This is a genomic window from Caulobacter sp. GW821-FHT12D05 (genome assembly GCF_058807295.1).
The window spans coordinates 296,962-319,734 of sequence record NZ_JBXAQO010000002.1 but is presented as its reverse complement, the minus strand read 5'-3'; the positions used below and the strand labels follow the sequence as shown (position 1 = coordinate 319,734).

The following is a 22,773-nucleotide window of genomic DNA, read 5'->3' as shown; positions in this document are numbered from 1 at the left end:
GCGTCTCTTACACGTCGAACTGTTCGGGCGCAGCCCCGATGACGCCCGTAAGGTCGCCGGGGGCGCGGGCCAGGCGCGCGTCATTGGGCTGGAAGAAGCCCGACAGCGAGAACAGCTTCAGGCCGCCGGCGTCGGCGATCAGTTCGGCGGCGACGTCGGTCTGGCTCAGGGCCTCGACGATGGCGGCGGCGCTCTTCTGCGAATCCGTGACCCAGAAGGTTTGGTCGCCGCCGGTGGGCTCGACCTCGACTTCGGCGACCGCGAGGGCGGCTTGCGGCCCCCAGGTGGCCAGGCAGGGCAGGGCGGCGAACACGCGCAGCTTGGGCTCGGCCAGCAGGCGGCCCCACCAGGGCGTGTCGGCGGCCAGCGGCAGGACGGCTACGCCCCAGGGGGTGCGAGCGATGGCCAGGGCGTCCTGGGCGGTGGGCAGGATCGACAGGCGCGGCGCGGTGCCGAAGCGCAGGCGGGTCAGCTCGACGGTGCGGGCGGCCTCGCGGCCTCCAAAGACGCCCAGGTGGTACGGGCCTTGGCGCGCCAGGTTGTCGGCCATGATCTCGCGCCAGATGCGGATGACCAGGGCGTTGCTGGCGCCGGTGCGCGGCGCCGCCAACAGCTTGCGGACGATCTGGGCCTCGCGGCCGGGGCGCAGGCCAAAGCCGGTGTCGCCGGAGGCGCGCTTGGCGGCCGCGACGGCGCTGGCCAGGCCGGCGCGCTCGTCCAGCAGCTTCAGGAGTTCAGTGTCGATGGCGTCGAGCCGCCATCGGACCTCTTCGAGAGACGGCGTGGCCACCGTCGCGTCGCTGCCCATGTTCTTCCCCGAAATTGGAGGCGGGACCATAGTCTTTGCCGCGAAACACGCAATAGCCAGCCTTCGCGGGAATAAAATTGCGTGATGGGCGATCGTTGCTCGTTCAGTAAACCGTCGGCGCGGGCCCTGTATCGAGGATGCCCAGATAGGTACGGCCGTTCTGGAACTTGAGGTCGGCCTCGATCACCGGCTCGGCGCCCATGGCCTGGGCGGCGGCCGCCACGGCCTGTTCCGGCGTCCTGATCGGCTGGCCGGGCATGGTCCGCTCCTTGAGCGCCGCGTTCAGCGAGCCGGTCACGCGGCCTTGGTTGTCGACCGACAGCACGCCCGACTTGATCTTGCCCTCGGCGTCGCCGGCCAGCAGCTGGCTCTGCTGCAGAGTGATCTGGCCGCCGGCCTCGCTCCAGCGCTTGACGGCGGCTTCCCAGTTGCGGCCGCGCAGTTGCGAGACGTGCGACAGGCGGGTCTCCAGCAGCATGGACGCGGTCTTGTCCTGGGCGATGCGGCCCAGGAGGCCCGTGAAGGCGGTCTTGGCGCCGTCGGCCTTGAAGAACACCGCGCCCTGGTCGTCGGGACCCGAGCGGGTGTGCAACTGCATCTTGTCGGCCGAGACCAGCTGGAACGGCTTGGCGTTGGCCGCAGGGGTGAAGGTCAGCTTGGCGCCCTCGACCGAGATGCGCGGCGGATATTCGGTGACGTGCGAGATGCTGGCCCGCAGCGCCTGGCCGGTGATGGTCACGTCGCCGGTCTCTGGCCGGGTCAGCACCACGCCCTGGTCGGCGACCAGCACCCAGTGGGTCAGGTCGAAGATCTCGGCCTCGCCCTTGAGGATCGGCGCGCGCACGGCCCAGCCGGTGGGCTCTGCCATGCGGGCGTTCGTCAGGTCGACATTCATGCGGAACGGGAAGCCGTGGAAGGTGCGGGCGCTCCACGACAGGTCATAGCCGCGCGACTTCAGGTCGGCCGCCTGGGCGTCCATTCGCTGCTCGGCCTGGCCGCGCAGCCAGAACCAGCCATAGCTCCAACCGCCCGCGATCAGGGCGGCAAGGATGAAAGGCGTGAATAGACGGCTGCGACGGGCTTTGCGGGACGGGGCGGCGTCGTTATGGGTCATGTATAGGGCGCGTCCAGTCGGGATCGAGAATGGGTTTGGCAGGCGACAGCGAAGATCGCTGGGTGTTCGGATATGGATCGCTCATGTGGCGGCCCGGGTTCCCGTTCATAGACCGAAGAACGGCCGTGCTCCACGGTCGGCGACGGGCCTTCTGCATCTATTCGGTGCATCACCGCGGCACCTACGAGCGCCCCGGCCTGGTGCTGGGCCTGGCCCCTGGCGGCGCGGTGCGCGGCATGGCCTATCGCGTGGCGGCCAGCGAATGGGAGGCGGTCTACGCTTACTTGCGCGAACGCGAACAGCCGACCGAGACCTATTTCGAGACCTGGCGCGACGTGAAGATCGACGGTGGCGGGAAAGCGCCGGCGCTCGTCTTCCTGTCGGACATGAAGCACAGCCAGTGGGCCGGGGCCCTGACCCTGGAGCAGCAGGCGGCGCTGATCGCCGGGGCCACCGGCCTGTCGGGACCGAACATCGACTATCTCCGCGACCTCGTCCTGCACCTGCGCGAGGACGGCGTGCGCGATCATGCGATGGAAAGGCTGCTCAAGATGGTCGAGGCGATCGAGGCCTAGTCGGCCCAATCCAGCCAGACTTGAAAGACGATGATTTCGCCCGACACGTTGGCGGAGGCGACGATCTCGCTGACGATGGCGTGGGAGTCCTTGGCGCGGTCGGACCAGGGACGTTTCTTTTCCTCGGGGTCTTGGCCGAAGAGAGAAAAGTCCGCGTCCGCGTACTGAAACCCGTCCTTGAGAACGTAGCCTTCGATCGTGTGGACGATGCGCGTGGCGGCCAGGCATTGCCCCGACAGAAGCAGCAGTTCCGCGCTGTCGAGATGCGCTCGAGGATCGGAGAGGCCGTTCTCGAAAACCTTGGCGACCTTGTCCTGATCCACGTTCAGATCCCGGAGTCTTCCAGCGCCTTGGTCGCGGTGTCGATCCGGGTCTGCAGCTCACGCATGAACTCGCCGCGCTTCAGGCCGGCGGGGATGGGCTCGAGGTAGTCGAAGACGATCGTGCCCGGCCTGACGATGAAGCCCTTGTTCCAGTGGCTGCCGCAGTTCAGGGCCAGCGGCGTGACGGGCATGTTCAGCTCGCGATACAGCGCGGCGATGCCGGGTTTGTACTCGCCGGGCTGGCCGACGGCGCCGCGTGTGCCTTCCGGGAAAATCACGATCTGGCGCGTCTCTTTCATGCGCTCGACGGCGTCGCGGACCAGCTTCTTCAGCGCGGTCGAGTGGCCGCCGCGATCGACGACCAGCATGCCGGCCTTCAGACCGTGCCAGCCGAACAGCGGCACCATCAAGAGTTCCTTCTTCATCACGAAGCAGGCGTCGGGCAGCAGGGCGAACTGGCTGAAGACGTCGAACATCGACTGGTGCTTGGGTGCGACCAGGGCGTTTCCGGTCGGTCGCACGCCACGCACCTCGACCTTGACGTCGGCCAACCAGCGCAGGCCCCAGATCAGGCCCTTGGCCCAGGTCGTCAGCGACCAGGTGTTGACGCGGCGCGGCAGGGGATAGGTGGCGATCATCAGGACCGCCGTCCCGATGGACCACAGCCAGAAGAACAGCTGGAACAGGAACGAACGCAGATAGATCAAGACGCTTCCTTCGCCGCCGGGGCGGCCTTCTCTTTCGGGCCGAGTCCTAGAAACGCCTCGCGGCCCAGGATCGCCAGGTACTTGCAGTATTCCACGATCATCCGCCGCGCGCTGATCGACGTCTTCCACCAGCGGTGGGCGTTCAGATCGGTCTTCACTGGATAGGGCGACAGCTTCACGCCGGGCATGGCGGCGGACAGCTCCAGCATCGAGCGCGGCATGTGGTAGTCGGCCGTGACGACAATAAGGCTCTGATAGCCCTTGGACTTGGCCCACTCGGCGGTCTCGCGGGCGTTACCCACGGTGTTGGCGGCGGCGAACCCTAAGTCCACGCAGCAGTCGTAGATCGGCTTGACGGCCTTGGTCACGGTCTGGACGTCGGCGCGGGTGGCCTCGCGGTTGACGCCGGAGATCAGCAGGCGCTTGCCCTTGCCCTCTTCCAACAGACGGGTGGCGGCCTCCAGGCGCACGTTCGAGGCGCCGGTCAGCACCACGACGCCGTCGGCGGTGGGCGGTTCGGGCGCGGGCGTCGACTGGTCCACGCGGCCGGTGAAGGCCAACAGGCCCAAGCCCCAGATCATCAGCGCTATCAAGAGCGCGGCCAAGGTCTTCACGGCATCTCCCCCACGATGCGCGACGCCGCCAGACGGGCCGAGAGGCCGGCGATCAGGGCCGCCACCACCGGCGCGGGCAGGGCGGCCAACAGATCGATCCAGGCCAACGGCAGAACCGGCGCAACCCCCGCGCCGCCGCCGAAATAGCGTGCAACGGCGCCGATGATGGCCGCGCTCGCGCCCCCCAGCAAGCCCGCCAGCGCGCCCATGGTCGCGAAGCGGTTCTGGAACAGGCCCGTGATGAAGCCTTGCTCGGCCCCGGAGAAGTGCAGCACCTCAATGACGTCGCGGCGGGCGGCCAGGCCTGCCCGCGTCGCGAAAGCGATGACGGCGGCCGTGGCGGCGGCGATCAGGGCGAAGACGCCCAAGGCCGCCAGGCGGGCCAGATTGGCGGCGCGCTGGATGTCGGCGATCCAGCGGCTGTGGTCGTCGACCGTGGCGTCGACGCCGGCGACCTTCAGGGCGCGGTCCAGGGTGTCGGCGGTCGGCGGGGTCTTGGGGTCCAGCTCCAGGGTCACCAGGCGCGGCGTCGGCAGGTCGTCGACCAGGGCCTCCTTGCCGATCCAGGGCTCGAGCAGGGCCTCGGCCTTCTCGCGGGTCAGGGCCTGGGCCTCGACCACGCCCTTGATGCCGGCCAGGGTCTCGGCGGCGCGGGCGGCGGCGCTGTCGGGCGTCTCGTTGGCGCGGGCGCGGACCACGACGGTGGCCGAGCCGGTCAGTTGGCTGGTCCAGCCGTGGGCGGCGCGGTTGGCGGCCAGGGCGGCGAAGCCCGTCAGGCAGGCCAGGAAGCACAGCACGGCGACCACGAACACCAGCGCCCCGTCACGGCTGTCGCGCGGCGGCAGCAGCGGGCCGGGCTTCCAGCGGGCGACCTGGAAGAACTCGCTCATTTGCGGCCCCCCACATCCACGAGGCGGCCTTGGTCCAGGTGTAGGGTCGGACGGGCGGCGCGGGCCACCAGGTCCTCGTCGTGCGTCGCGATCAGGACGGTGGTGCCCAGGCGGTTCAGCTCGACGAACAGCCGCAGCAGGCGCAGCGACATGGCCGGGTCGACATTGCCGGTCGGCTCGTCGGCCAGCAGTACGTCTGGGCGGTCGACCACGGCGCGGGCGATGGCAAGGCGCTGCTTCTCACCACCCGACAGGGTGGCGGGCAGGGCGTGCATGCGGTCGCCCAGGCCGACCCAGCTCAAGAGCTCGGCGACGTCTTCGCGATAGGTGGCCGGCTTGCGCTTGAGGATGCGCAGGGGCAAGGCGGCGTTGTCGAACACCGACAGGTGTTCCAGCAGCCTAAATTCCTGGAACACCACCCCGATCCGGCGGCGCAGGAACGGCAGGTCCGAGGTGTGGGTCAGGCTGACATCACGCCCGAAAAGCTCGACGCGACCCCGTGACGCACGGTGCGCCAGATAGATCAGCTTGAGCAGCGAACTCTTGCCCGCGCCCGAGGCGCCGGTCAGGAAATGGAAGGAGCCCTGGTCCAGGGAAAAGCTTATGTCCCTTAGGGTTTCGGGCGCTCGCCCGTACCGCATCGAGACGCCTTCGAAGCGGACCACCGGTAGGGCGTCATCGCCCTGTTCTGTGTCGATCCGCAAGGCGCGTCACTTGGGTTTCTGGACATCAGGGTTAAAATCAGCGACCCCCTTTAGGTGTGTGGGGAGCGTTCGATTCGCGGCCATGATACTGACCTGTCCGGAGTGCGCCAGCCGCTATTTCGTCGACGACTCCAAGGTGAGCGCGGCAGGTCGCGTCGTGCGTTGCGCCTCGTGCGGGAACAGCTGGACCGCACGTAGCGAAGAGCCGCTCGACCTCTTTGACGACCCCGAAACGCCGACCCTGGCCAGCCAGCTGGAGTCCGCCGAGCAGCTTCCCGAGAGCGTCGCCGCCGAGGCCGAGGAGCCGCCGGTCAGCGCCCTGCCGGGCGAGGAACTGCCCAAGGTCTTCCGGGCCCGCGCCGACGCCGAGCGTCGCCTGCGCGAAGCCACCGCCACGGGCGTGATCTGGGCCGGCATGGCCGCCGCCATGGCGGTGGTCGTCGTGGCCGCCCTGATCTTCCGCATCGACGTGGTCAAGATCCTGCCGGGCTCGGCGGGCGCCTATGCCGCCGTCGGCCTGCCGGTGAACACCGTGGGCCTGGTCATCGACCGCTCCAGCATCAAGGCCCAACCCTCGATGCAGGACGGCCATGCCGCCGTCACCATCACCGGCTCGATCCGCAACATCACCGAACACGCTGTCCTGTCTCCGCCGCTGCGCGTCGAGCTGCTCAGCAAGGACAGCAAGCGCGTCGCCGGCCAACTGGCTGCCGCCGCCGACGCCAAGATCCCGCCGGGCGAGGTGCGCCACTTCTCGATCACCTTCCTGGACCCGCCGCGTTCGGCCAAGGACCTGCAGATCGGCTTCGCCACCGAGCCAGGCGCCGCCAAGGCGGTGAAAACCGCCCTGAAGAAGCCCGAAGCCCACGGCGCCGAGCCTGAATTGTCGCTGCGTGGCGCACAAGAAGCCCCCGCCGAGCACGAAGCGGCTGGACAGGAACCCTCGGGACATGAGAGCGGGGAGGAAGCTCCTCCCCCTGCAGACTCTCACGAACCCGCACATCATGAATGACACCAAGAAACCCGAAGTCCTGATCTCGGAAGCCGAGATCGCCGAGCGGGTGCAGAAGCTGGCCGAAGCCATCGCGCCGCGCATCGACAACGACACCGTCGTGGTCTGCCTGCTGACCGGCGGCCTGTGGTTCGCCGCCGACCTGACCCGCGCCCTCTACAAGGCCGGCCGCGACGTGCGGTTCGACGCCCTGTGGCTGGCCTCCTATCACGACGAGCGCAAGAGCACGGGCCGCTGCGAAGTGCGCGCCGACCTGCAGCGTCCGCTGATCGGCCGCCGCGCCCTGGTCGTCGACGACGTGTTCGACACCGGCCTGTCGCTGTCGGAAGCCGCCCGCCTGGTCAAGGACGCCGGCGCCAGCGAAGTGCTGACCGCCGTCTTCGCCCGCAAGCCCTGGCCCAAGGATCGCGGCATGGAGCCCGACTTCGTCGCCTGGGAAGCGCCGGCGCGCTACCTGGTCGGCTACGGCCTGGACGACGAGGGCAAGAGCCGAGGGCTCCCCTACATCGGGGCTCTGGACTAAGCCGGAAAAGCAAAAGGCCCGCTCGATCGAGCGGGCCTTTTCTCTTTGGGGCTAGACCCAGTCCGGCACGAGGTCCCGCGCCAGCATCTCGTCATAGGTCGGCCGCTTGCGGATCACCGCGTAGCGATCGCCGCCGACCAGCACCTCCGGCACCAGGGGCCGGGTGTTGTACTCGCTGGCCATGGCCGAGCCGTAGGCGCCGGCCGACATGAATGCCACCAGGTCGCCGGCCGCGAACGGCGGCAGGGCGCGGTCGCGGGTGAAGGTGTCGCCGGTCTCGCAGACAGGACCCACGACGTCATAGACGGTCTCGCCGGCGCGCTTGATGACCGGGCGGATGTCGTGGAAGGCGTCGTACATGGCCGGGCGGACCAGGTCGTTCATGGCCGCGTCGATGACCAGAAACTTGCGGCCTTCCGGGCGCTCGTGGACGTGGATCACTTCCGACACCATCACGCCGGCATTGGCGGCGATCACCCGGCCCGGCTCGAAGGCCAGCTTGACGGGCAGGCCCTTGGTCACCTCACCCACCATGGCGGCGAAATCGGCGGGCGAGGGCGGTTCGGGATTGTTGAAGTACGGGACGCCCAGGCCGCCGCCCAGATCCAGGCGCTCGACCGACAGGCCTTCGCCCAGCAGTTGCTCGACCAGGCCCCGCATCTTGCTGAAGGCCTCGCGCATCGGCGACAGATCGGTGATCTGGCTGCCGATGTGGCAGGCCACGCCGATGGGCTCCAGCGCGGCGTTGTTGCTGGCGTTGGCGTACAGGCGCGCGGCCTCGGCGAACGAGACGCCGAACTTGTTCTCCGACTTGCCGGTGGCGATCTTGGCGTGACCGCCGGCCGCGACGTCCGGATTGACCCGGAAGGCGATCTTGGCGCGCACGCCCAGCTCGGCGGCGACCTGGGCGATCAGGTTCATCTCCGGCTCGGACTCGACATTGATCTCGGCGACGCCGGTCTTCAGGGCGAACTCGATTTCGCGACGGGCCTTGCCGACGCCGGAGAAGACGATGCGCTCGGGCGGGATGCCGGCGGCCAGGGCGCGGCGGACCTCGCCTTCCGAGACCGTGTCGGCCCCGGCGCCCAGGTCGCCCAGCACCTTCAGCACGGCGACGTTGGAATTGGCCTTCACGGCGTAGGCGACCAGCGGGTCGACCACGCCGGCGGCGACCAGGGCGTCGCGGAACACGGTGAAGTGCCGCTCCAGCGTGGCGCGGCTGTAGACATAGACGGGCGTGCCGACCTCGGCCGCGATCTTGGCCAGGGGCACGCCTTCGCAGGCCAGGCCCTCGGGGCCGTACTCGAAGTGGTTCAATTGAGTCTCTTAGTTGGGCGTGGCGCCGGGGAAGCCCTTGGCGGACGGGCCGCCGAACGGGTCCTTGGTGCCGGGCAGCGGGGCGGCGCGGATGGTGCGGTTGCTGGTGGCCGGGTCGCGGACTTCCTGGTCGCCGCCGGCGCGGGCCGGCTGGTTGGCCTGGGCCGAGGCGGCGCGGCGTTCAGCTTCCCAGGCGGCCTTCTTGGCCGGGTCCCACATCGGGGCCGGACGCTCCAGGGCGCCTTGCTTGCCGCAGGCGGCGGCCGTGACGGCCAGGGCGGTCAGCGCGAGGATGGTGACGGGACGCAGCTTCATGCGAGGATTTCCTTCCAACGCGCGATCTGGGCGCGGACCTGGGCGGGGGCGGTCCCACCGTAGCTCATGCGGCTGGCCGCCGAAGCGGCCGGAGTCAGAACGGCGTAGACGTCCTGGGTGATCCGGGCCTCGATCGCCTGGAACTGTTCCAAGGTAAGATCGGCCAGATCGACGCCAAGACCCTCGGCCGCCTTTACGGCGGAGCCTGTCACGTGGTGAGCGTCGCGGAAAGGCATGTTCAGCGTCCGCACCAGCCAGTCGGCCAGGTCGGTGGCGGTCGAGAAGCCCGCGCCGGCCGCCTTGGCCATGTTTTCGGTGTTCGGGGTCAGGTCGGCGACCATGCCGGCCATGGCCAGCAGGCTCAGTTCCAGGGCGTCGAAGGCCTCGAAGGTCGGGACCTTGTCTTCCTGCATGTCCTTGGAATAGGCCAGCGGCAGGCCCTTCATGACGACGGTCAGGGTCGTGAGCGAGCCCAGGATGCGGCCGACCTTGGCGCGGATCAGCTCGGCGGCGTCCGGGTTCTTCTTCTGCGGCATGATCGAGCTGCCGGTCGTGAAGGCGTCGGTCAGCTTGATGAAGCCGAACATCGGCGTCGTCCACAGCACGATCTCCTCGGCCAGGCGCGACAGGTGCGTGGCGGTGATCGAGGCGGCCGACAGGGCCTCCAGCGCGAAGTCGCGGGCCGAGACACTGTCCAGCGAGTTGGCGGTCGGGCGGTCGAAGCCCAGGGCCGTGGCCGTCTGCTGGCGATCGATCGGGAAGGGCGAGCCGGCCAGGGCCGCGGCGCCCAGCGGGCACTCGTTCATGCGGGCGCGGGCGTCGCGGAAGCGGCTGGCGTCGCGGCCGAACATCTCGACATAGGCCATCAGGTGGTGGCCGAAGGTCACCGGCTGGGCCGGCTGCAGATGGGTGAAGCCGGGCATCAGGGCGTCGGCGTAGACCTCGGCCTGGGCCAGCAGGGCCTTCTGCAGCGCTTCCAGCTGGGCGGCCGAGCGGTCGGCGGCGTCGCGGACCCACAGGCGGAAGTCGACGGCCACCTGGTCGTTGCGCGAGCGGGCGGTGTGCAGCCGGCCGGCGGTCGCGCCGATCAGCTCGCGCAGCCGCGCCTCGATGTTCATGTGGATGTCTTCGTACTCGTCGCGGAACGGGAAGGTCCCGGTGGCGATCTCGTCCTGGATCTTTGCCAGGCCGCCGAGGATTTCCTCGCCATCGCTGCTTGAAATCACGCCCTGGTTCATCAACATCCGCGCGTGGGCGCGGGAACCCGCCAGGTCTTGCGCCCAAAGGCGCTTGTCGAAGCTGATGGAGACGTTGATCGCCTGCATCAGTTCCGCCGGCTTGGCCGTGAACCGACCGCCCCACATGGCTTGGCCCTGGCTGTTGGCCTTGGGCGTATCGGAGGCGTTGTCGGTCATATGAGCGAAGTCCAATCGGAGGCGGCGGCCAAGAAGCGCAACCCTGTGAGGTTGGCGCTGGGCGGCGTCATCCTCGTCGGCGTGGCGGCGGTTCTATACGTCATCGCCACCGCTTCGTTCAAACCCTCAGGACCCGCCGACCTCACAGAATTCAAGAAAGGGACGCTGGTAAAGCTGGATGTGCCCGCCACGCCGCGCGCCGCGCCGACCACCGTCTTCACGAGCCTGGACGGCAAGCCGACGACTCTGGCCGATTTCAAGGGCCGCGTGGTGGTCATGAACCTGTGGGCGACCTGGTGCGCGCCGTGCAAGGCCGAGATGCCGACCCTGGCCAAGTTGCAGGCCGCCTATGCAGCCGCGCCGGTGACCGTGCTGCCGATCAGCGTCGACCGCGACGGCGACCTGAACCTGATCAACGAGGAAATGGCGGCCAACCCGCCGCTGAAGACCTATCGCGACCCGGGCTATAAGCTGTCGTTCGCCATGGAGCCGCGGGCGGCCGGCTATCCGACCACGGTGATCTATGACCGTCAGGGCCGCGAACGCGCCCGCATGGCGGGGCCCGCCGACTGGTCGGGTCCGGAAGCGCGCGGCATCGTCGAGAAGCTGCTGGCCGAGAAGTGATCGACCCGGCCCTCCTCGAACCCCTGGCCGACGACGCCTGGCCGGCGCGTGAGCGTGACCGGCTGGGCGGCTGGCGGCTGAACGCCTCGTCCGGCCGCTCGATGCGGATCAATGCCTGCTGGCCGTTGGGGGAGCCGGACAGGGACCCGGAGGCGGCGCTGGACGCCGCCGAGGGCTGGTTCGCGGCGCGAGGCCTGCCGGCGCGGTTCAAGCTGACCGACGGGGTCGTTGCGCCAGCCGACCTGGCCGAGCGCCTGACGGCGCGGGGCTACGCGGCCACCAAGGAGACGGTGGTCATGCTCGGCCCGACAGGCGGGGAGGGGGATCAGGACCTCCGCGTCTCTTCCGCTCCGGATGCGACGTTCGAGGCGGTATTCACCGCCACGGCCGGCGATCCCGAGGACGGCCGCGAGCGACTGGAGGCTCTGGGGCGCATCCCCGCCCCGGCGCGGTTCGCCCGGCTGGATATCGACGGCGCGCCGGCGGCGATCGGGGCCTCGGCGATTGGCGGCGGCTTCGCGGGGATCTTCGGTATGCGGACCACGCCGGATCATCGCCGCAAGGGCCTGGCGCGGCGTGTGCTGCGGGGCCTGCTGGCCGAGGCGGGCGCGCTGGGCGCTGAGCGGGCCTGGTTGCAGGTCGAAGCGGACAACGCGCCGGCGATCGCGCTGTACGCCGACGAGGGCTTCGAGCCGGCCTATCGGTATCGGTACTGGACGCGCTGAGCGGTCCTCTAAGACCTCCATCTTCCTACCCCACGATCGTCTTCCTGGGCCTCGTGCCCAGGATCCATGGCGCGGCTTGGCGCTGCCTTGGTCGGCGAGCGCCGCCAGCGTGGGGGCTTCCTGTAAATCCGCACCGGCTGAACCCTGGGCCCTAGGCACAAGGCCTAGGGAGACAATGGGAGAGTAGGGGGCGCTCCCACCGCTCTCGAAAGATCATCGTTCGATAGACTAGTTTACAAAACAAACTTGTTGATCCATGGTGCGGCCACCTGAAGAGGGGAGCCAAGCCATGCACGCGCCACTCAGCGCCACCGACCGTTCGACCGCCGCCCAGATCGGTGGCCGCAACGCCCCGATCGGCGCCTTGCGCGCCTTCATCACCCTGCTGGTGATCGCCCACCACACAGCGCTGGCCTACCACCCGTACGCGCCGCCGCCGAAGGCGTTCGACGCCCAGCCGATCCTGTGGACGGCGTTCCCGGTGGTCGATCCGCAGAAGTTCGGAGGGTTCGGCCTCTTCACCCTGGTCAACGACATGTTCTTCATGTCGCTGATGTTCTTCATCTCCGGCCTCTTCGTCGCCGACGGCCTGCGGGCCAAGGGTGACGGCGGGTTCCTGAGAGGGAGGGTCCTGCGCCTGGGCGCCCCGTTTATCCTGGGCGTGGGGCTGCTGGCGCCGCTGGGCTATTATCCGGCATGGCTACAGGCGGGCGGGGCCAATTCGCTCCCGGCCTTCGCGGACGCCTGGAGCCACCTGCCGTTCTGGCCCAGCGGCCCAGCCTGGTTCCTGTGGGTGCTGCTGGCCTTCGGCGCGATCGTCACCGCGATGCACATCGTGGCGCCCGGCGTGATCGACGCCCTGGGCGGCCTGGCCAAAGGGGTTGAGCGCAAGCCGGTCCGGTTCTTCTGGGGCCTGGTCGCGCTGAGCGTCCTCTTCTACCTGCCGCTGGCCATGACCACGCCGTTCGGCCACTGGAGCATGTGGGGGCCCTTCCTCTTCCAGACCGCCCGCATCGGCCACTACTTCGTCTACTTCCTGGCCGGGATCGCCGTCGGCGCGGCTGGCGTCGGCTATGGCCTGACGGATCCGGAAGGCAAGCTGGCCAAGCGCTGGTGGCTTTGGCAGCTGACCCCGATCCTGCCGATCATCGGCGGCGTGGGGACCATGATCGTGGCCTTCTCGCCCAACCCGCCGCCCCGGGCCATCCTGGACGTGGTCGGCAGCGTCAGCTTCGCCCTGGCCTGTGCGACGCTGTCCTTCGCGGCCCTGGCCACCTTCCTGCGCTTCGTCCGCAAGACCGGCCCGGTCGCCGAGAGCCTTCAGGCCAACGCCTACGGCATGTACCTGGTCCACTACGTCTTCACCTCGTGGCTGGCCTACCTGCTGCTGCCGCAGAGCTGGGGCGGCCTGGTCAAGGGCTGCGTGGTGTTCGCCGGGGCGGTGGCGCTGAGCTGGCTGACGACGATGGTCCTGCGCCGCGCGCCGCTGTTGGGACGAATCCTGTGACCGGTCATGATGTGACGCTGAAGGGGGCAAGGCCCATGAACGACAAGCTGAAGACCGCTCAGGACGACCTGGCCTTCCTGCGCGGCCTGGCCGAGGGCAGCAACGAGCGGGGCGGGCTGGGCGTGGCCGGCGGCGCGCTCTACGGCTCGGCCGGGGTGCTCTATGGCGTCCAGACCCTGAGCTATTTCGTCCAGGAGAAGGGCCTGATCAGCCTGGGGGTCACCGGGAACATCGTGATGGCCTGGGCGCCGACGGCGATCTTCCTGATCCTGATGACCATCGTCATCATCATCGATCGCAAGAACCCCCAGCGCGGCGTCACCAACCGCGCCGTCAACGCCGCCTTCTCTGGGACAGGCATCGCCAACCTGGCGCTGGTGCTGGTCTTCGCCTCGGCCGCCGCGCGCAACCACGACTTCCGCTATTGGCTGTTCCATCCGGCGGTGGTGTTCATCCTGCAGGGCGCGGTCTGGTACGTGATCTTCGTGCTGCGCAAGCGGATCTGGATGGCGCTGGTCGCCATTGGCTGGCTGGTGTCGGGCGTGGCCATGGGGATGCTGATCCACCGCGCGGACCTCTATCTGGCGATCGCGACCTTCGGCCTGTTCGTGCTGATGGGAGCCCCCGGCTTCTTCATGATGCGCCAGGCCCTGCGGCCGGCCGCCTGAGACGATCGTGGCCGGCAAGTTCGACATCAGCGGGCTGGACGACGTCATCCATGGCCGGGTGCGGCTGGGGATCGTCGCCTATCTGGCCAGCGCCGAGGTGGCCGACTTCACCGAGCTGAAGGACCTGCTGGAGGTCACGCAAGGCAACCTGTCGGTCCACCTGCGCAAGCTGGAAGAGGCCGAGTATGTGCTCATCGAGAAGAGCTTCGTCGGCCGCAAACCCCTCACCCGCGTACGCCTGACCGAGGCGGGCCGGGCGGCCTTCGCCAGCTACCTGAAGGCCATGAGCCAGCTGGTCGAACAGGCGGGCGGCGGAAGCTAGAAGCCCAGTTCCGCCCGCAGGGCTTCGGGCGACATGCCCGCTGCTCGCAGTTCCCGCAACGTCTCAGCCTTGTCGCGCTTGGCGTAGCGCTTGCCGTCCGGACCCATCAGCAGCCCGTGGTGGCGGTAGGTCGGCGTCGGCAGGTCCAGCAGGGCCTGCAGCAGGCGCTGGATGTGGGCGGCCTCGAACAGGTCCACGCCCCGGATCACATGGGTGACGCCTTGCAGCGCGTCGTCATGGACCACGGCCAGGTGGTAGGCGACGCCGACGTCCTTGCGGGCCAGAACGATGTCGCCGGCGGTCTCGGGGCGCGCTTGGATGACGCCGGTCTCGCCATCGGGGCCGGCGCCTTGCTCGACGAAGGTCAGGGTCTCGAACCCGCCCAAGGCCTCGTGCGCCGCCGCCAGCGACAGCCGCCAGGCGAAAGCCTCGCCGCGCTCTAGGCGCTGGACCTCTTCGTCAGCGGGCAGGGGCGTGCCGACATACGGAACCGCCGGCTCGTGCGGCGCGCGGCCGATGTCGATTTCCTTGCGGGTCTTGAAGCAGCGATAGACCAGGCCGCGTTTGCGCAGGGTCTCGATGGCGGCGTGGTAGTCAGCCAGGTGCTCGGACTGCCGACGGGCGGGCTGTTCCCACGCCAGGCCTAGCCAGGCCAAGTCCTCGAAGATCGCCGCGTCGTACTCCGGCCGGCAGCGGGTGGCGTCGATGTCCTCGATGCGCAGCAGGAAACGACCGCCGGCTTCGCGCGCGGCCTGAAAGGCCGTGAGCGCCGAAAACGCATGGCCGCGATGCAGGTAGCCCGTCGGCGACGGGGCGAACCGGGTGACGAAGCTCACGCGAGCCTCAAGCCTTGTCGGTGAACTTCGCGAACATCCCCAGGTGCTCGAACACGGCGCGCAGGAAGGCCTCTTCGCCGCCCAGCAGTTCCTTCAGCGGGGCGAACTGCTTGAAGCCGATCATCTCGGCCAGGCCGTGGCCGGCGCACCAGGCGGCGATGGTCGCCAGCTCCAGGTCGATCTCGCTGACGCCGCCGCCGGCATTCTCGTCGATCGTGTTGCGCACCTGGCAGTAGGCGCCGTCGTCCTTCAACTGGTCGGGCAGGGCGTCCTTGTCGCGCGAGCGATCGTACATCACGCGGTACAGGGCCGGGTTGTCGCGGGCGAAGCAGACATAGGCCACGCCCAGATTGGTCATCCGCGCGCGGGGATCCTCGGTCGAAGCGCGAGCGGTCGACAGGGCCACGTCCAGCTCGTGCCAGCCCTCGTGGGCGACGGCTTCGAGCAGCTCGGCCTTGTCCTTGAAGTGGTGATAGGGCGCGGCGGGACTGACTCCGGCCTCGCGCGCCACGGCCCGCAGCGACAGGGCGGCGGGGCCGTCCGTCTCGAGGATCTTGCGTGCGGCGTCGACCAGAGCGCGGCTCAGGTCACCGTGGTGATACGGGCGGGATTCGGCGGTCGCGGTGCTCATCGGCCTCACTCTAACCCCACCTTTCTAAAATTTCATCCAAACGCTGTAAAGATCATCTTGACGGCGTTTAGATATGCGCTATCTAAGCATCGTCCAGATTGGTTCAGCCAATCGCCCGCTGGGGGCGAGGACAACAAGAGAGGGACTATCGTCATGCAACGCACGCTCAACGCCTTTGAAACCGCCTTCGACCGTCTGGCCGCCGGCTACTTCCTCGTGATCGCCCTGGGCGTCGCCGCCGCCGTCGTCGGCGTGGCCATCTAAGTTCGATTGCTCGCGAACGGCGGGCGTGTGTTCTGATCCCCCGGAACCGCCCGCCGCCGCGTTCGGCTTGAACCGCTCCGAAGACGGAGCTAACCAAGTCAGGACGCGTTAGGCCTCCGACGCCGCATCACCGTCGCGCGTCCCAGGCTTTCTCCATGATCCAAGACTTCTTCCGATGAGCGTCGCCTTCACGAAAGAGGGCGACAGCGAGGCCTTCGCGGCGGACCTGCCCGATCGCCCCATCTCAACCCATCCCAACCTGGTGACGCCCGAGGGGCTCGATCTGATCGAGGCCGAGCTGGCCGCCGCGCGCGCCGCGTACAGCGCCGCCCAGAGCGCTGGTGGGGCCGCCGATGGCGACCGCACCGCCATGGCCCGCGCCACGCGAGACCTGCGTTACTGGTCCTCGCGCCGCGCCACCGCTCAGCTAATGGAACGCGACCCGGCCAAGACCGTCGTGCAGTTCGGCGACCGCGTGACCTTCGAGCGCGAGGACGGCCGCGTGCAGACCTTCCGTATCGTCGGCGAGGACGAGGCCGATCCCGCCCAGGGCTCGGTGTCCTATGTCGCGCCGATCGCCCGCGCCCTGCTGGGCAAGGCCGTCGGCGACAGCTCGCCCGCGCCCGGCGGCGAAGTCGAGATCACGCAGATCGGATAGTTCAGCAAGTTCCGGATTGTCAGAGGCCGCGGGGCAGGGTCCCTTGCGGCAGATGTTCGTTCCGCCGACTGCCCAAGCCCTCCTGGAAGCTCGCAAGCACCTGGCCGCCGTCGACCCGGCCCTGGCCGCGCTGGAGGCCGTCACCCCTTCGTTCGAGTGGCGCGTCAGCCTGGGCGGCTTTCCCGGTCTGCTGAAAATGGTCGTGCAGCAGCAGGTCAGCCTGGCCTCGGCCGCCGCCATCTGGGCGCGGGTCGAGGCGGGGCTGCCGGACATGACGCCCGAGGCGGTGATCGGCCACGAGGACGCCTATCTGCTGACTCTGGGCCTGTCGCGCCCCAAGGCCCGCTATGCTCGCGCCCTGGCCGAGGCGCACGTCACCGGCGCCTGCGATTTCGACGCTTTGCCGGGCCTGTCGGACGAAGAGGCCATCGCCGCCCTGACCGCCATCACCGGCATCGGCCGCTGGACCGCCGAGGTCTATCTGATGTTCACGCAGGGGCGGCTGGACATGTTCCCCGGCGGCGACGTCGCCTTGCAGGAAGCCATGCGCTGGGCTGACCGCGCCGAGGTGCGGCCGAACGAGAAACAAGCCTATCAGCGTGCGGAGCTTTGGCGGCCCTACCGGGGTGTCGCCGCGCATCTGCTGTGGGCCTGCTACGGCGCCGTCAAAAGACGCGAGATCGCGCCTTTCTAAAGCCCTTCAGCGAGATGTCTTGGTTCTGTCGCTGACATGGCCCATCCTTTCCATGCGTTCGGGGATGAATGGCGATTCCCAGAATTGCGTAGGAAGGAGGCCCGTCTTCAGTCCTGTCGCGTACCAAATCAGCCGAGGCGCTGAACGTTTCGACGTTCGCCTTGAAGGGGGGCTCTAATGCAGGTCCTCACGCGTCCACCGTCGGGCATGCCGGCCCTGGTGCTCAACGCCGACTTCCGGCCTCTTAGCTATTATCCGCTGTCCCTCTGGCCCTGGCAGGAGGTGATCAAGGCGGTGTTCCTGGATCGTGTCGACGTCGTGGCCAGCTACGACCAGGTCGTCCATTCGCCATCCTTCGAGATGCGGCTGCCCAGCGTCGTGGCGCTGAAGCAGTACGTCCCTCAGGAGCGGCCGCCGGCCTTCACCCGCTTCAACCTGTTCCTGCGCGACAGCTTCAGCTGCCAGTATTGCGGCTCGCCCGAGGACCTGACCTTCGACCACGTGATCCCCCGCTCGCGAGGCGGCCGGACCACCTGGGAGAACATCATCACGGCCTGCGCGCCCTGCAACCTGGCCAAGGGCGGCCGCACGCCGCGCGAAGCCGGCATGCAGCCGTTTCACCACGCCCGCCGCCCGTCGATGCACGAGCTGCAGGAACGGGGCCGAAGGTTCCCACCGGGCCGACTGCACGTCAGCTGGCTGGACTATCTGTACTGGGATATCGAGCTGGAGGCGTAGCGCTCCACACAGCAAAACGGCCCGGGCTATCTTTGAGGAGAGGCGTCCCGGGCCGTGGCTGTGAGGCGGAAGGGGATCAGACCGCCTGAGCTGCACCATAAAATGCGGCGCTATGGCGAAGGTTCCGGCTTGGCGCGGAAAATGTTTCAGCGGCGCAACATGGGATGTGTCGGGCGCTGAACGATGCAACCCGAACCTCGACCAATGGGTTTTTACAGCCGAGGCAAAAGCCACGGGAGGTTACCCATGAACCGCAACACCACCGAAGACGGCGACAAGCGCCACTTCACCCACGGTACGGCCGCGTCCACCGCCGACATGGCTTCGGAAGGCAAGGTCCGTCCGGAAGATCGCCACATCGACGCGCCGCACGCGCGTGAAGCCAAGCGTCCACTGGCCGACGGCGAGAAGCACGACCAACTGGCCGGCAAGGTCGCCCAATCCGAAAGCCGTCAGGAAGCGCTGCTGGATGAAGGTCTGGAAGAGAGCTTCCCGGGCAGCGACCCGGTCAGCGTCAAGCGCATCACCTAACTAGCGCGCGGGAAATCGGCGGGCGGCGCGTTCGGCGAAGCTGAGCACGACGCCCGTCTCGGCTTCGGGTTCGACGATGGTCGGCTCAAAAGCTACGAGCGGACGCCGGCGCGGCTGGCGACGGTCGAGAGCGGCGATCTGGTCGAAGGTCAGGTCGCCTTGCTCGCGGGCCATCTTGCGGACCGTCTCGATCATGCTGGCGCCGTAGATGGTCAGGATGCCGGCGGCGTCAGCCAGCCAGTCGGGAATGTTGCCGTCGCGATGGGCGATGACCTGCGCGACCTCGACACCCGCGCCCAGCACCAGGGCGGCGATCATCAGGTCGTTGCGGCGCATCCGCGGAAACGCCAGGAACGAGACCGCCAGCAGGCCGCCGAACGCGATCGCGTGGGCAGCCTTGTCGTTCAGGCCAAAGATCGCCTCGGCCCCCTGGAACGGACCCAGGGTCAGCACGGCCACCGCCAGGGAGCCGACCACCAGCGTGACGCGGGCGGCGGTGACGAAATGAACGGGCTTGAACATGAGACGCGACCTTCGGAAGGAACGTGTCGGTCCTAACAGCGAAGGTCGCGCCATTCGGTGAATGGACAGGGTTAGCGAGACCCTACTTCTTCTCGGCTTCCGCCTTCTTCTTGGCTTCCTCGGCCGCCTTGGCGGCGTCTTCCTGGGCCTTGGCCCAGGCCTGATACTCTTCGAGATAGGGCGGGCGGCGCAGGATCTTCGAGGCCGGGTCGACGATCACCGGAACCGTGTCGCCCACGGCCACGCGGCCGGTTCCGTCGGCCATCGGCACGGTGACCAGCTTGTCGCCGACCTTGACCTCGACGGGCAGGGGGAAGGGTTTGTCCTTCGGCGCTTTCCACTTCAGCACCAGGTCGCCGCCTTCGCGGGTCTGGATCAGGTCGGGCAGCGCGGCCTCGTACAGATAGACGTCGAAGAACCAGCCGTAGTCCTTGCCGGTCACCTGGTTGACGATCTTGATGTAGTCCTTGGTGCCCAGATAGTGCGGCGCGAAGTTGCCCGGCTTGGGATCAGGCGTGCCGTAGACGGCGATGCGGGTGATCTTGAAGAACGTCTCGTCGCCCAGCAGCTGCCGCAGCGTGTGCAGCATGTTGGCGGCCTTGTAGTAGATGTCGTTCCCGGGACCACGGTCGCCGTTATAGACGTCGTCTTCCTTCAGCTGCTTGCCCGACACGATCGGGAACCTGTTCTTGCTGTCGACGCGCATCTTGTTCAGCCGCGCCATATATTCCATGTCGCCGTGCAGCCATTGCGACATCAGCGGCTGCATGTAGCTGCCGTAGCCCTCGTGCAGCCACATGTCGTCGTTGTCGGTGTTGGTCAGCTGGTTGCCGAACCACTCGTGCGCGAACTCGTGCTGCAGCAGCCAGTCGAAGCCGTAGATCTCTTTCTTGTACTTGTTGCCGTAGGCGTTGATCGTCTGGTGTTCCATGCCCAGGTGCGGGGTCTCGACCACGCCCATCTTCTCGTCACGGAACGGGTAGGGGCCGATCATCTGCTCGTAGAAGTCCAGCATCGGCGTGAACTCGGCGAACAGGCCCTTGGCCTTCTCGGCATTGCCCTTCAGGTACCAGAACGCCATCGGCACGGTGTCACCGAAGCGGCTCTTGTACGTCCCTGACAGCTCCTCGTAGGGGCCGACGTCCAGGGCGATGGCGTAGGTGTTGGGGTTCTTGGTCTGCCAGTTGTAGGTCCGCCAGCCGTCCTTCTCGGTCATGCCCTTGAAGACGCCGTTGGCCGGGGCGACCAGCGGGGCGGGAACCGTGATGTGCAGGTCCACCAGCTTGGGCTCGCCCATCGGATAGTCGATGCAGGGCCAGAAGATGTCGCAGCCATCGCCTTGCACGGCGGTGGCGATCCACGGCTCGCCGGTCTCGGTCTTGCTCCAGACGAAGCCGCCGTCCCAGGGCGCGCGCTTGGCCTCCAGCGGGACGCCGGCATAGGTGACGACCACCGTCACGGCCTTGCCCTTGGCCACGGCCTTGGGGAGCTTGATGGTCATCCGACCTTCGGGGTTGGTCCAGGTGGCCGCCTTGCCGTCGACGGTCAGCTTGCTGATCGCGAACACGCGGTCGAAGTCCAGGACCAGGGTCTTCAGCGCCGACTTGGCCGTGAAGGTCAGGGTGGCTTCACCCTCGATCGCCTTCTTGTCGGGCAGGATCTTGAACTTCAGGTCGGCGTGGTCGAAGGCCAGGGCCTGCTGCTCGGCGGGCATGGCGCCGCCGGTCTCGAGCGACAGTTCGCTGGTCTTGAGCGGCTCGGCCGCCCAAGCAGGCGAGAAAGCCGCCGTGGAAAGCGCGAGCAGCGACGCCGCGCAGGCGGCGAGGTTACGGAAGGACAAGTGGGCGACTCCCCAACGCGATGACGTATTGGGGCGTATCGGTAGGCCCGGCCGGGCCAAACGCCAAGCTTCAGATCTTCTCGCTGATCTTGATGGCCGCGCGGCAGCCGGCCTGGATCACGGCGGTGAGCAAGGGATAGGCAGCCGCCTCGTGTGCGCCTTCCTCGATGGCCAGGTCGCGGTGGGCCAGCTCGTCGTCGCGGAACTGGGTCAGCTCGGCGGCGAGTGCAGGATCACGGTCCTTCAGCTCTTCGATCTGGCCGGCATAGTGCTTCTCGATCACCGTCTCGACGGCCTCGGTGCAGGCGTGGGCGGCCTTGTCGCCCAGCAGGGCGGTGCCCGCGCCGAGCGCGAAGGCGGCCGCGCGCCAGACCGGCGACATCAGGGTCGGGCGCACATTGCGCTCGGTCAGAAGCTCGTTGAAGCGCGAGAGATGAACCTGTTCGTGGCCCTCCATCTCCTTCAGCTGGTCGGCGATGCGCTCGCGGCCCGGCGCATGGCGCATGACTGCTGCCTGGCCGCGATAGATGTGCACGGCCGCCAGTTCGCCGGCCTGGTCGACGCGCAGGATCTCGGCGAGACGCGAGGCCAGCGCGCCTTGACCGGGGCGAGGGGGAACCGGGCGAGTCATTACAACGTCTCCGCCTTGCGCAGGCCCGCCAGCGCCGACCAGACGGCCAGCTTCAGCGAGACCAGGGCGTTCCAGCCGGCCATCGACAGGCCCAGGAACACCCAGGCGGCCTTGTCGCACATCGGCGCCTTGACCTGCATCGTGCCGTTCAGCATGGCCGAGAGGTTGGCGGCGCTGGCCGCGCCGCTGCCGGTGCAGGTGGTCGGGCCCGGCCACCACTTCCACTCGACGCCGGCGTGGAACACCGCCAGGCCCGCACCGTACAGGAAGATCGCGCCCAGCAGCAGGTTCACCGGCTGGCGCAGGCGCGCCCACAGCGGCGTGCGCTGCAGGATCACGCCGATCAGACCGACGGTCCCGGCGACCCAGTAGACCTCCCGCGCCTTCAGGCACAGGTGGCAGGGGGCGAGGTGGCCGAAGGTCTCGAACGAATGGGCGATGGCCAGCATCAGGGCGCTGGACAGGAAAGCGACCAGCGGCCAGTGGCGCGTGACTAGGTCATAGACCTTGCCGATCAAGCTCGGCGTCGCGGCTTCAACCGTCGGCGCGGGACCGCGCACAGGCGTGGCGGCCAGCGTTTCGGTCTTGTGGTCTTCGTTATTCGTCATGCGGCGCAAGCTCCACCATGTCCGCCCCCGCCCAGGAGATGGCTGGCGGTGAGGCCGATGACAAGGAGGGCGATCAAAAGGCCGGCGAACAGGGCCAGGCGACGCTCGACGATCGGCAGCAGGGTCGGGCCGAACTTCTTGATGATAAAGGCCACCAGGAAGAAGCGGGCGCCGCGCGTCACGGTCGAAGCGACGATGAACACTGGGAAGCTGAACGCGGCCAGGCCCGAGGCGATGGTCACCAGCTTGTAGGGGATGGGGGTCAGGCCCTTGGCCAGGATCACCCAGACGCCGTACTTGGCGTACCAGCACTGGAACTCGGCCAGGCCGCCGGCGTGGCCGGTGGCGGCCATCATCCACAGGCCGAAGTCGCGCAGGAAGTAGCCGATCGCATAGCCGAGGCACCCGCCCAGCACCGAGGCGATCGTGCAGATCAGCGCGTAGTTCCAGGCCTTTTCCGGCTTGGCCAGGCACATCGGAGCCAGCATGACGTCCGGCGGGATCGGGAAGAACGAGCTCTCGGCGAACGAGACCGCGAAGAGGCTCTTCGAAGCGTGTTTGGAAGCGGCCAGGCCCATGACCCAGTCGTACATACGGCGCAGCATGCGGACTCCGAAGAAACGTGTGAGCCGTAGCTAGCAGGGCCGGGGACGCTTG

At 68.1% G+C, this 22,773-nt stretch carries 30 protein-coding genes; 13 read left to right on the top strand and 17 right to left on the bottom strand.

Annotation, left to right across the window (positions count from 1 at the left end):
* Positions 1 to 7: 7 nt before the first annotated feature.
* Both AC1RRR_RS08960 and AC1RRR_RS08955 read right to left on the bottom strand, forming a co-directional pair.
* Positions 8 to 808 carry a chorismate mutase gene (locus AC1RRR_RS08960; RefSeq protein ID WP_492812339.1) on the bottom strand — a complete coding sequence of 267 codons (801 nt, stop codon included), beginning with the start codon at positions 806 to 808 and terminating at the stop codon, positions 8 to 10.
* A 103-nt stretch (positions 809 to 911) separates the two neighbouring features.
* Positions 912 to 1,922: a DUF2125 domain-containing protein gene (locus AC1RRR_RS08955; protein WP_492812337.1), complete on the bottom strand. Its 1,011-nt coding sequence runs from the start codon at positions 1,920 to 1,922 to the stop codon at positions 912 to 914.
* A 29-nt stretch (positions 1,923 to 1,951) separates the two neighbouring features.
* Between AC1RRR_RS08955 and AC1RRR_RS08950 the strand changes: the two genes are divergently transcribed.
* The gene (locus tag AC1RRR_RS08950; RefSeq protein ID WP_492812335.1) at positions 1,952 to 2,497 is read left to right on the top strand and encodes a gamma-glutamylcyclotransferase; all 546 of its coding nucleotides are present in this window, start codon (positions 1,952 to 1,954) and stop codon (positions 2,495 to 2,497) included.
* Here the strand turns inward: AC1RRR_RS08950 and AC1RRR_RS08945 are convergent.
* Genes AC1RRR_RS08945 through ftsE form a run of 5 tightly spaced genes read right to left on the bottom strand, consistent with a single transcriptional unit; the run spans position 2,494 to position 5,735 of the window.
* Entirely contained in the window at positions 2,494 to 2,820 is a 327-nt protein-coding gene (locus AC1RRR_RS08945; protein WP_492812333.1) for a hypothetical protein, read from the bottom strand. The genes AC1RRR_RS08950 and AC1RRR_RS08945 overlap by 4 nt on opposite strands.
* A 2-nt stretch (positions 2,821 to 2,822) precedes the next feature.
* On the bottom strand, positions 2,823 to 3,527 hold the full coding sequence (locus AC1RRR_RS08940) for a lysophospholipid acyltransferase family protein (RefSeq protein WP_492812331.1): 705 nt from the start codon (positions 3,525 to 3,527) through the stop codon (positions 2,823 to 2,825).
* Entirely contained in the window at positions 3,524 to 4,141 is a 618-nt protein-coding gene (locus AC1RRR_RS08935) for a YdcF family protein (protein ID WP_492812329.1), read from the bottom strand. Before AC1RRR_RS08935 ends, AC1RRR_RS08940 begins: the two co-directional genes overlap by 4 nt.
* On the bottom strand, positions 4,138 to 5,031 hold the full coding sequence (locus AC1RRR_RS08930; protein WP_492812327.1) for a cell division protein FtsX: 894 nt from the start codon (positions 5,029 to 5,031) through the stop codon (positions 4,138 to 4,140). Before AC1RRR_RS08930 ends, AC1RRR_RS08935 begins: the two co-directional genes overlap by 4 nt.
* On the bottom strand, positions 5,028 to 5,735 hold the full coding sequence (gene ftsE, locus AC1RRR_RS08925) for a cell division ATP-binding protein FtsE (protein ID WP_492812325.1): 708 nt from the start codon (positions 5,733 to 5,735) through the stop codon (positions 5,028 to 5,030). Before ftsE ends, AC1RRR_RS08930 begins: the two co-directional genes overlap by 4 nt.
* Before the next feature lie 58 nt (positions 5,736 to 5,793).
* Here ftsE and AC1RRR_RS08920 point away from each other — a divergent pair, with 58 nt between their 5' ends.
* A complete protein-coding gene (locus tag AC1RRR_RS08920; protein ID WP_492812323.1) occupies positions 5,794 to 6,747 on the top strand; it encodes an MJ0042-type zinc finger domain-containing protein in 954 nt (317 codons plus the stop codon).
* Entirely contained in the window at positions 6,686 to 7,270 is a 585-nt protein-coding gene (locus AC1RRR_RS08915) for a phosphoribosyltransferase (protein WP_454717037.1), read from the top strand. The genes AC1RRR_RS08920 and AC1RRR_RS08915 overlap by 62 nt, the downstream gene beginning before the upstream one ends.
* 51 nt (positions 7,271 to 7,321) lie before the next feature.
* On the opposite strand, the gene lysA is transcribed toward AC1RRR_RS08915, so the two are convergent.
* The 3 genes from lysA to argH are packed head-to-tail and all read right to left on the bottom strand — an operon-like array spanning position 7,322 to position 10,317.
* Positions 7,322 to 8,587, bottom strand: coding sequence for a diaminopimelate decarboxylase (gene lysA, locus AC1RRR_RS08910; protein WP_492812322.1), 1,266 nt, complete (start codon positions 8,585 to 8,587; stop codon positions 7,322 to 7,324).
* A 9-nt stretch (positions 8,588 to 8,596) separates the two neighbouring features.
* Positions 8,597 to 8,902: a hypothetical protein gene (locus AC1RRR_RS08905; RefSeq protein ID WP_492812320.1), complete on the bottom strand. Its 306-nt coding sequence runs from the start codon at positions 8,900 to 8,902 to the stop codon at positions 8,597 to 8,599.
* Entirely contained in the window at positions 8,899 to 10,317 is a 1,419-nt protein-coding gene (gene argH, locus AC1RRR_RS08900; protein WP_492812318.1) for an argininosuccinate lyase, read from the bottom strand. The genes AC1RRR_RS08905 and argH overlap by 4 nt, the downstream gene beginning before the upstream one ends.
* On the opposite strand from argH, the gene AC1RRR_RS08895 reads away from it, so the two are divergent.
* The 5 genes from AC1RRR_RS08895 (at position 10,318) to AC1RRR_RS08875 (ending at position 14,163) form a co-directional block, all read left to right on the top strand.
* A complete protein-coding gene (locus tag AC1RRR_RS08895) occupies positions 10,318 to 10,941 on the top strand; it encodes a TlpA family protein disulfide reductase (RefSeq protein ID WP_492812316.1) in 624 nt (207 codons plus the stop codon).
* Positions 10,938 to 11,666 (top strand): GNAT family N-acetyltransferase, encoded by a 729-nt coding sequence (locus AC1RRR_RS08890; RefSeq protein ID WP_492812314.1) that lies wholly within the window; start codon positions 10,938 to 10,940, stop codon positions 11,664 to 11,666. The genes AC1RRR_RS08895 and AC1RRR_RS08890 overlap by 4 nt, the downstream gene beginning before the upstream one ends.
* Before the next feature lie 289 nt (positions 11,667 to 11,955).
* Complete coding sequence (locus tag AC1RRR_RS08885) at positions 11,956 to 13,173, top strand: acyltransferase family protein (protein WP_492812312.1); 1,218 nt, start codon at positions 11,956 to 11,958, stop codon at positions 13,171 to 13,173.
* A 35-nt stretch (positions 13,174 to 13,208) separates the two neighbouring features.
* The gene (locus AC1RRR_RS08880; protein ID WP_492812310.1) at positions 13,209 to 13,841 is read left to right on the top strand and encodes a hypothetical protein; all 633 of its coding nucleotides are present in this window, start codon (positions 13,209 to 13,211) and stop codon (positions 13,839 to 13,841) included.
* Between the two features lie 7 nt (positions 13,842 to 13,848).
* Positions 13,849 to 14,163, top strand: coding sequence for a winged helix-turn-helix domain-containing protein (locus AC1RRR_RS08875; protein ID WP_492812309.1), 315 nt, complete (start codon positions 13,849 to 13,851; stop codon positions 14,161 to 14,163).
* On the opposite strand, the gene gluQRS is transcribed toward AC1RRR_RS08875, so the two are convergent.
* Both gluQRS and AC1RRR_RS08865 read right to left on the bottom strand, forming a co-directional pair.
* Positions 14,160 to 14,999 carry a tRNA glutamyl-Q(34) synthetase GluQRS gene (gene gluQRS, locus AC1RRR_RS08870; protein WP_492812307.1) on the bottom strand — a complete coding sequence of 280 codons (840 nt, stop codon included), beginning with the start codon at positions 14,997 to 14,999 and terminating at the stop codon, positions 14,160 to 14,162. The genes AC1RRR_RS08875 and gluQRS overlap by 4 nt on opposite strands.
* Before the next feature lie 7 nt (positions 15,000 to 15,006).
* Positions 15,007 to 15,630 (bottom strand): TetR/AcrR family transcriptional regulator, encoded by a 624-nt coding sequence (locus AC1RRR_RS08865; protein ID WP_492812305.1) that lies wholly within the window; start codon positions 15,628 to 15,630, stop codon positions 15,007 to 15,009.
* A 153-nt stretch (positions 15,631 to 15,783) separates the two neighbouring features.
* Here AC1RRR_RS08865 and AC1RRR_RS08860 point away from each other — a divergent pair, with 153 nt between their 5' ends.
* The 5 genes from AC1RRR_RS08860 to AC1RRR_RS08840 all read left to right on the top strand — a co-directional run bounded on the left by AC1RRR_RS08860 (position 15,784) and on the right by AC1RRR_RS08840 (position 18,515).
* A complete protein-coding gene (locus AC1RRR_RS08860) occupies positions 15,784 to 15,894 on the top strand; it encodes a hypothetical protein (RefSeq protein WP_291872289.1) in 111 nt (36 codons plus the stop codon).
* A gap of 175 nt (positions 15,895 to 16,069) precedes the next feature.
* Positions 16,070 to 16,552: a transcription elongation factor GreA gene (gene greA, locus AC1RRR_RS08855; protein WP_492812303.1), complete on the top strand. Its 483-nt coding sequence runs from the start codon at positions 16,070 to 16,072 to the stop codon at positions 16,550 to 16,552.
* 52 nt (positions 16,553 to 16,604) lie between these two features.
* Positions 16,605 to 17,246, top strand: a complete 642-nt coding sequence (locus AC1RRR_RS08850; RefSeq protein WP_492813530.1) for a DNA-3-methyladenine glycosylase family protein — start codon at positions 16,605 to 16,607, stop codon at positions 17,244 to 17,246.
* 177 nt (positions 17,247 to 17,423) lie between these two features.
* Positions 17,424 to 17,984 (top strand): HNH endonuclease, encoded by a 561-nt coding sequence (locus AC1RRR_RS08845; protein WP_492812302.1) that lies wholly within the window; start codon positions 17,424 to 17,426, stop codon positions 17,982 to 17,984.
* Between the two features lie 246 nt (positions 17,985 to 18,230).
* Positions 18,231 to 18,515, top strand: a complete 285-nt coding sequence (locus tag AC1RRR_RS08840) for a hypothetical protein (protein WP_492812300.1) — start codon at positions 18,231 to 18,233, stop codon at positions 18,513 to 18,515.
* On the opposite strand, the gene AC1RRR_RS08835 is transcribed toward AC1RRR_RS08840, so the two are convergent.
* The 5 genes from AC1RRR_RS08835 to AC1RRR_RS08815 form a co-directional block, all read right to left on the bottom strand.
* A complete protein-coding gene (locus tag AC1RRR_RS08835; RefSeq protein WP_492812298.1) occupies positions 18,516 to 19,037 on the bottom strand; it encodes a VanZ family protein in 522 nt (173 codons plus the stop codon).
* 82 nt (positions 19,038 to 19,119) lie between these two features.
* Positions 19,120 to 20,877, bottom strand: coding sequence for a M1 family metallopeptidase (locus AC1RRR_RS08830; RefSeq protein WP_492812296.1), 1,758 nt, complete (start codon positions 20,875 to 20,877; stop codon positions 19,120 to 19,122).
* 70 nt (positions 20,878 to 20,947) lie between these two features.
* A complete protein-coding gene (locus tag AC1RRR_RS08825; protein WP_492812294.1) occupies positions 20,948 to 21,508 on the bottom strand; it encodes a demethoxyubiquinone hydroxylase family protein in 561 nt (186 codons plus the stop codon).
* On the bottom strand, positions 21,508 to 22,116 hold the full coding sequence (locus tag AC1RRR_RS08820; protein WP_492812292.1) for a disulfide bond formation protein B: 609 nt from the start codon (positions 22,114 to 22,116) through the stop codon (positions 21,508 to 21,510). The genes AC1RRR_RS08825 and AC1RRR_RS08820 overlap by 1 nt, the downstream gene beginning before the upstream one ends.
* The gene (locus tag AC1RRR_RS08815; RefSeq protein ID WP_492812290.1) at positions 22,113 to 22,721 is read right to left on the bottom strand and encodes a YqaA family protein; all 609 of its coding nucleotides are present in this window, start codon (positions 22,719 to 22,721) and stop codon (positions 22,113 to 22,115) included. The genes AC1RRR_RS08820 and AC1RRR_RS08815 overlap by 4 nt, the downstream gene beginning before the upstream one ends.
* Between the last annotated feature and the right edge of the window lie 52 nt (positions 22,722 to 22,773).

Excerpts from the sequence above, each read along its gene's own strand:
- AC1RRR_RS08825 (WP_492812294.1), bottom strand. The coding sequence starts at position 21,508 with ATGACTCGCCCGGTTCCCCCTCGCCCCGGTCAAGGCGCGCTGGCCTCG.
- greA (WP_492812303.1), top strand. The coding sequence starts at position 16,070 with ATGAGCGTCGCCTTCACGAAAGAGGGCGACAGCGAGGCCTTCGCGGCG.
- AC1RRR_RS08860 (WP_291872289.1), top strand. The coding sequence starts at position 15,784 with ATGCAACGCACGCTCAACGCCTTTGAAACCGCCTTCGACCGTCTGGCC.
- AC1RRR_RS08955 (WP_492812337.1), bottom strand. The coding sequence starts at position 1,922 with ATGACCCATAACGACGCCGCCCCGTCCCGCAAAGCCCGTCGCAGCCGT.
- AC1RRR_RS08915 (WP_454717037.1), top strand. The coding sequence starts at position 6,686 with ATGAGAGCGGGGAGGAAGCTCCTCCCCCTGCAGACTCTCACGAACCCG.
- AC1RRR_RS08885 (WP_492812312.1), top strand. The coding sequence starts at position 11,956 with ATGCACGCGCCACTCAGCGCCACCGACCGTTCGACCGCCGCCCAGATC.
- AC1RRR_RS08950 (WP_492812335.1), top strand. The coding sequence starts at position 1,952 with ATGGGTTTGGCAGGCGACAGCGAAGATCGCTGGGTGTTCGGATATGGA.
- AC1RRR_RS08850 (WP_492813530.1), top strand. The coding sequence starts at position 16,605 with ATGTTCGTTCCGCCGACTGCCCAAGCCCTCCTGGAAGCTCGCAAGCAC.
- AC1RRR_RS08815 (WP_492812290.1), bottom strand. The coding sequence starts at position 22,721 with ATGCTGCGCCGTATGTACGACTGGGTCATGGGCCTGGCCGCTTCCAAA.
- AC1RRR_RS08895 (WP_492812316.1), top strand. The coding sequence starts at position 10,318 with ATGAGCGAAGTCCAATCGGAGGCGGCGGCCAAGAAGCGCAACCCTGTG.
- AC1RRR_RS08845 (WP_492812302.1), top strand. The coding sequence starts at position 17,424 with ATGCAGGTCCTCACGCGTCCACCGTCGGGCATGCCGGCCCTGGTGCTC.
- AC1RRR_RS08840 (WP_492812300.1), top strand. The coding sequence starts at position 18,231 with ATGAACCGCAACACCACCGAAGACGGCGACAAGCGCCACTTCACCCAC.
- AC1RRR_RS08905 (WP_492812320.1), bottom strand. The coding sequence starts at position 8,902 with ATGAAGCTGCGTCCCGTCACCATCCTCGCGCTGACCGCCCTGGCCGTC.
- AC1RRR_RS08865 (WP_492812305.1), bottom strand. The coding sequence starts at position 15,630 with ATGAGCACCGCGACCGCCGAATCCCGCCCGTATCACCACGGTGACCTG.
- AC1RRR_RS08820 (WP_492812292.1), bottom strand. The coding sequence starts at position 22,116 with ATGACGAATAACGAAGACCACAAGACCGAAACGCTGGCCGCCACGCCT.
- argH (WP_492812318.1), bottom strand. The coding sequence starts at position 10,317 with ATGACCGACAACGCCTCCGATACGCCCAAGGCCAACAGCCAGGGCCAA.
- AC1RRR_RS08880 (WP_492812310.1), top strand. The coding sequence starts at position 13,209 with ATGAACGACAAGCTGAAGACCGCTCAGGACGACCTGGCCTTCCTGCGC.
- AC1RRR_RS08835 (WP_492812298.1), bottom strand. The coding sequence starts at position 19,037 with ATGTTCAAGCCCGTTCATTTCGTCACCGCCGCCCGCGTCACGCTGGTG.
- AC1RRR_RS08930 (WP_492812327.1), bottom strand. The coding sequence starts at position 5,031 with ATGAGCGAGTTCTTCCAGGTCGCCCGCTGGAAGCCCGGCCCGCTGCTG.
- AC1RRR_RS08960 (WP_492812339.1), bottom strand. The coding sequence starts at position 808 with ATGGGCAGCGACGCGACGGTGGCCACGCCGTCTCTCGAAGAGGTCCGA.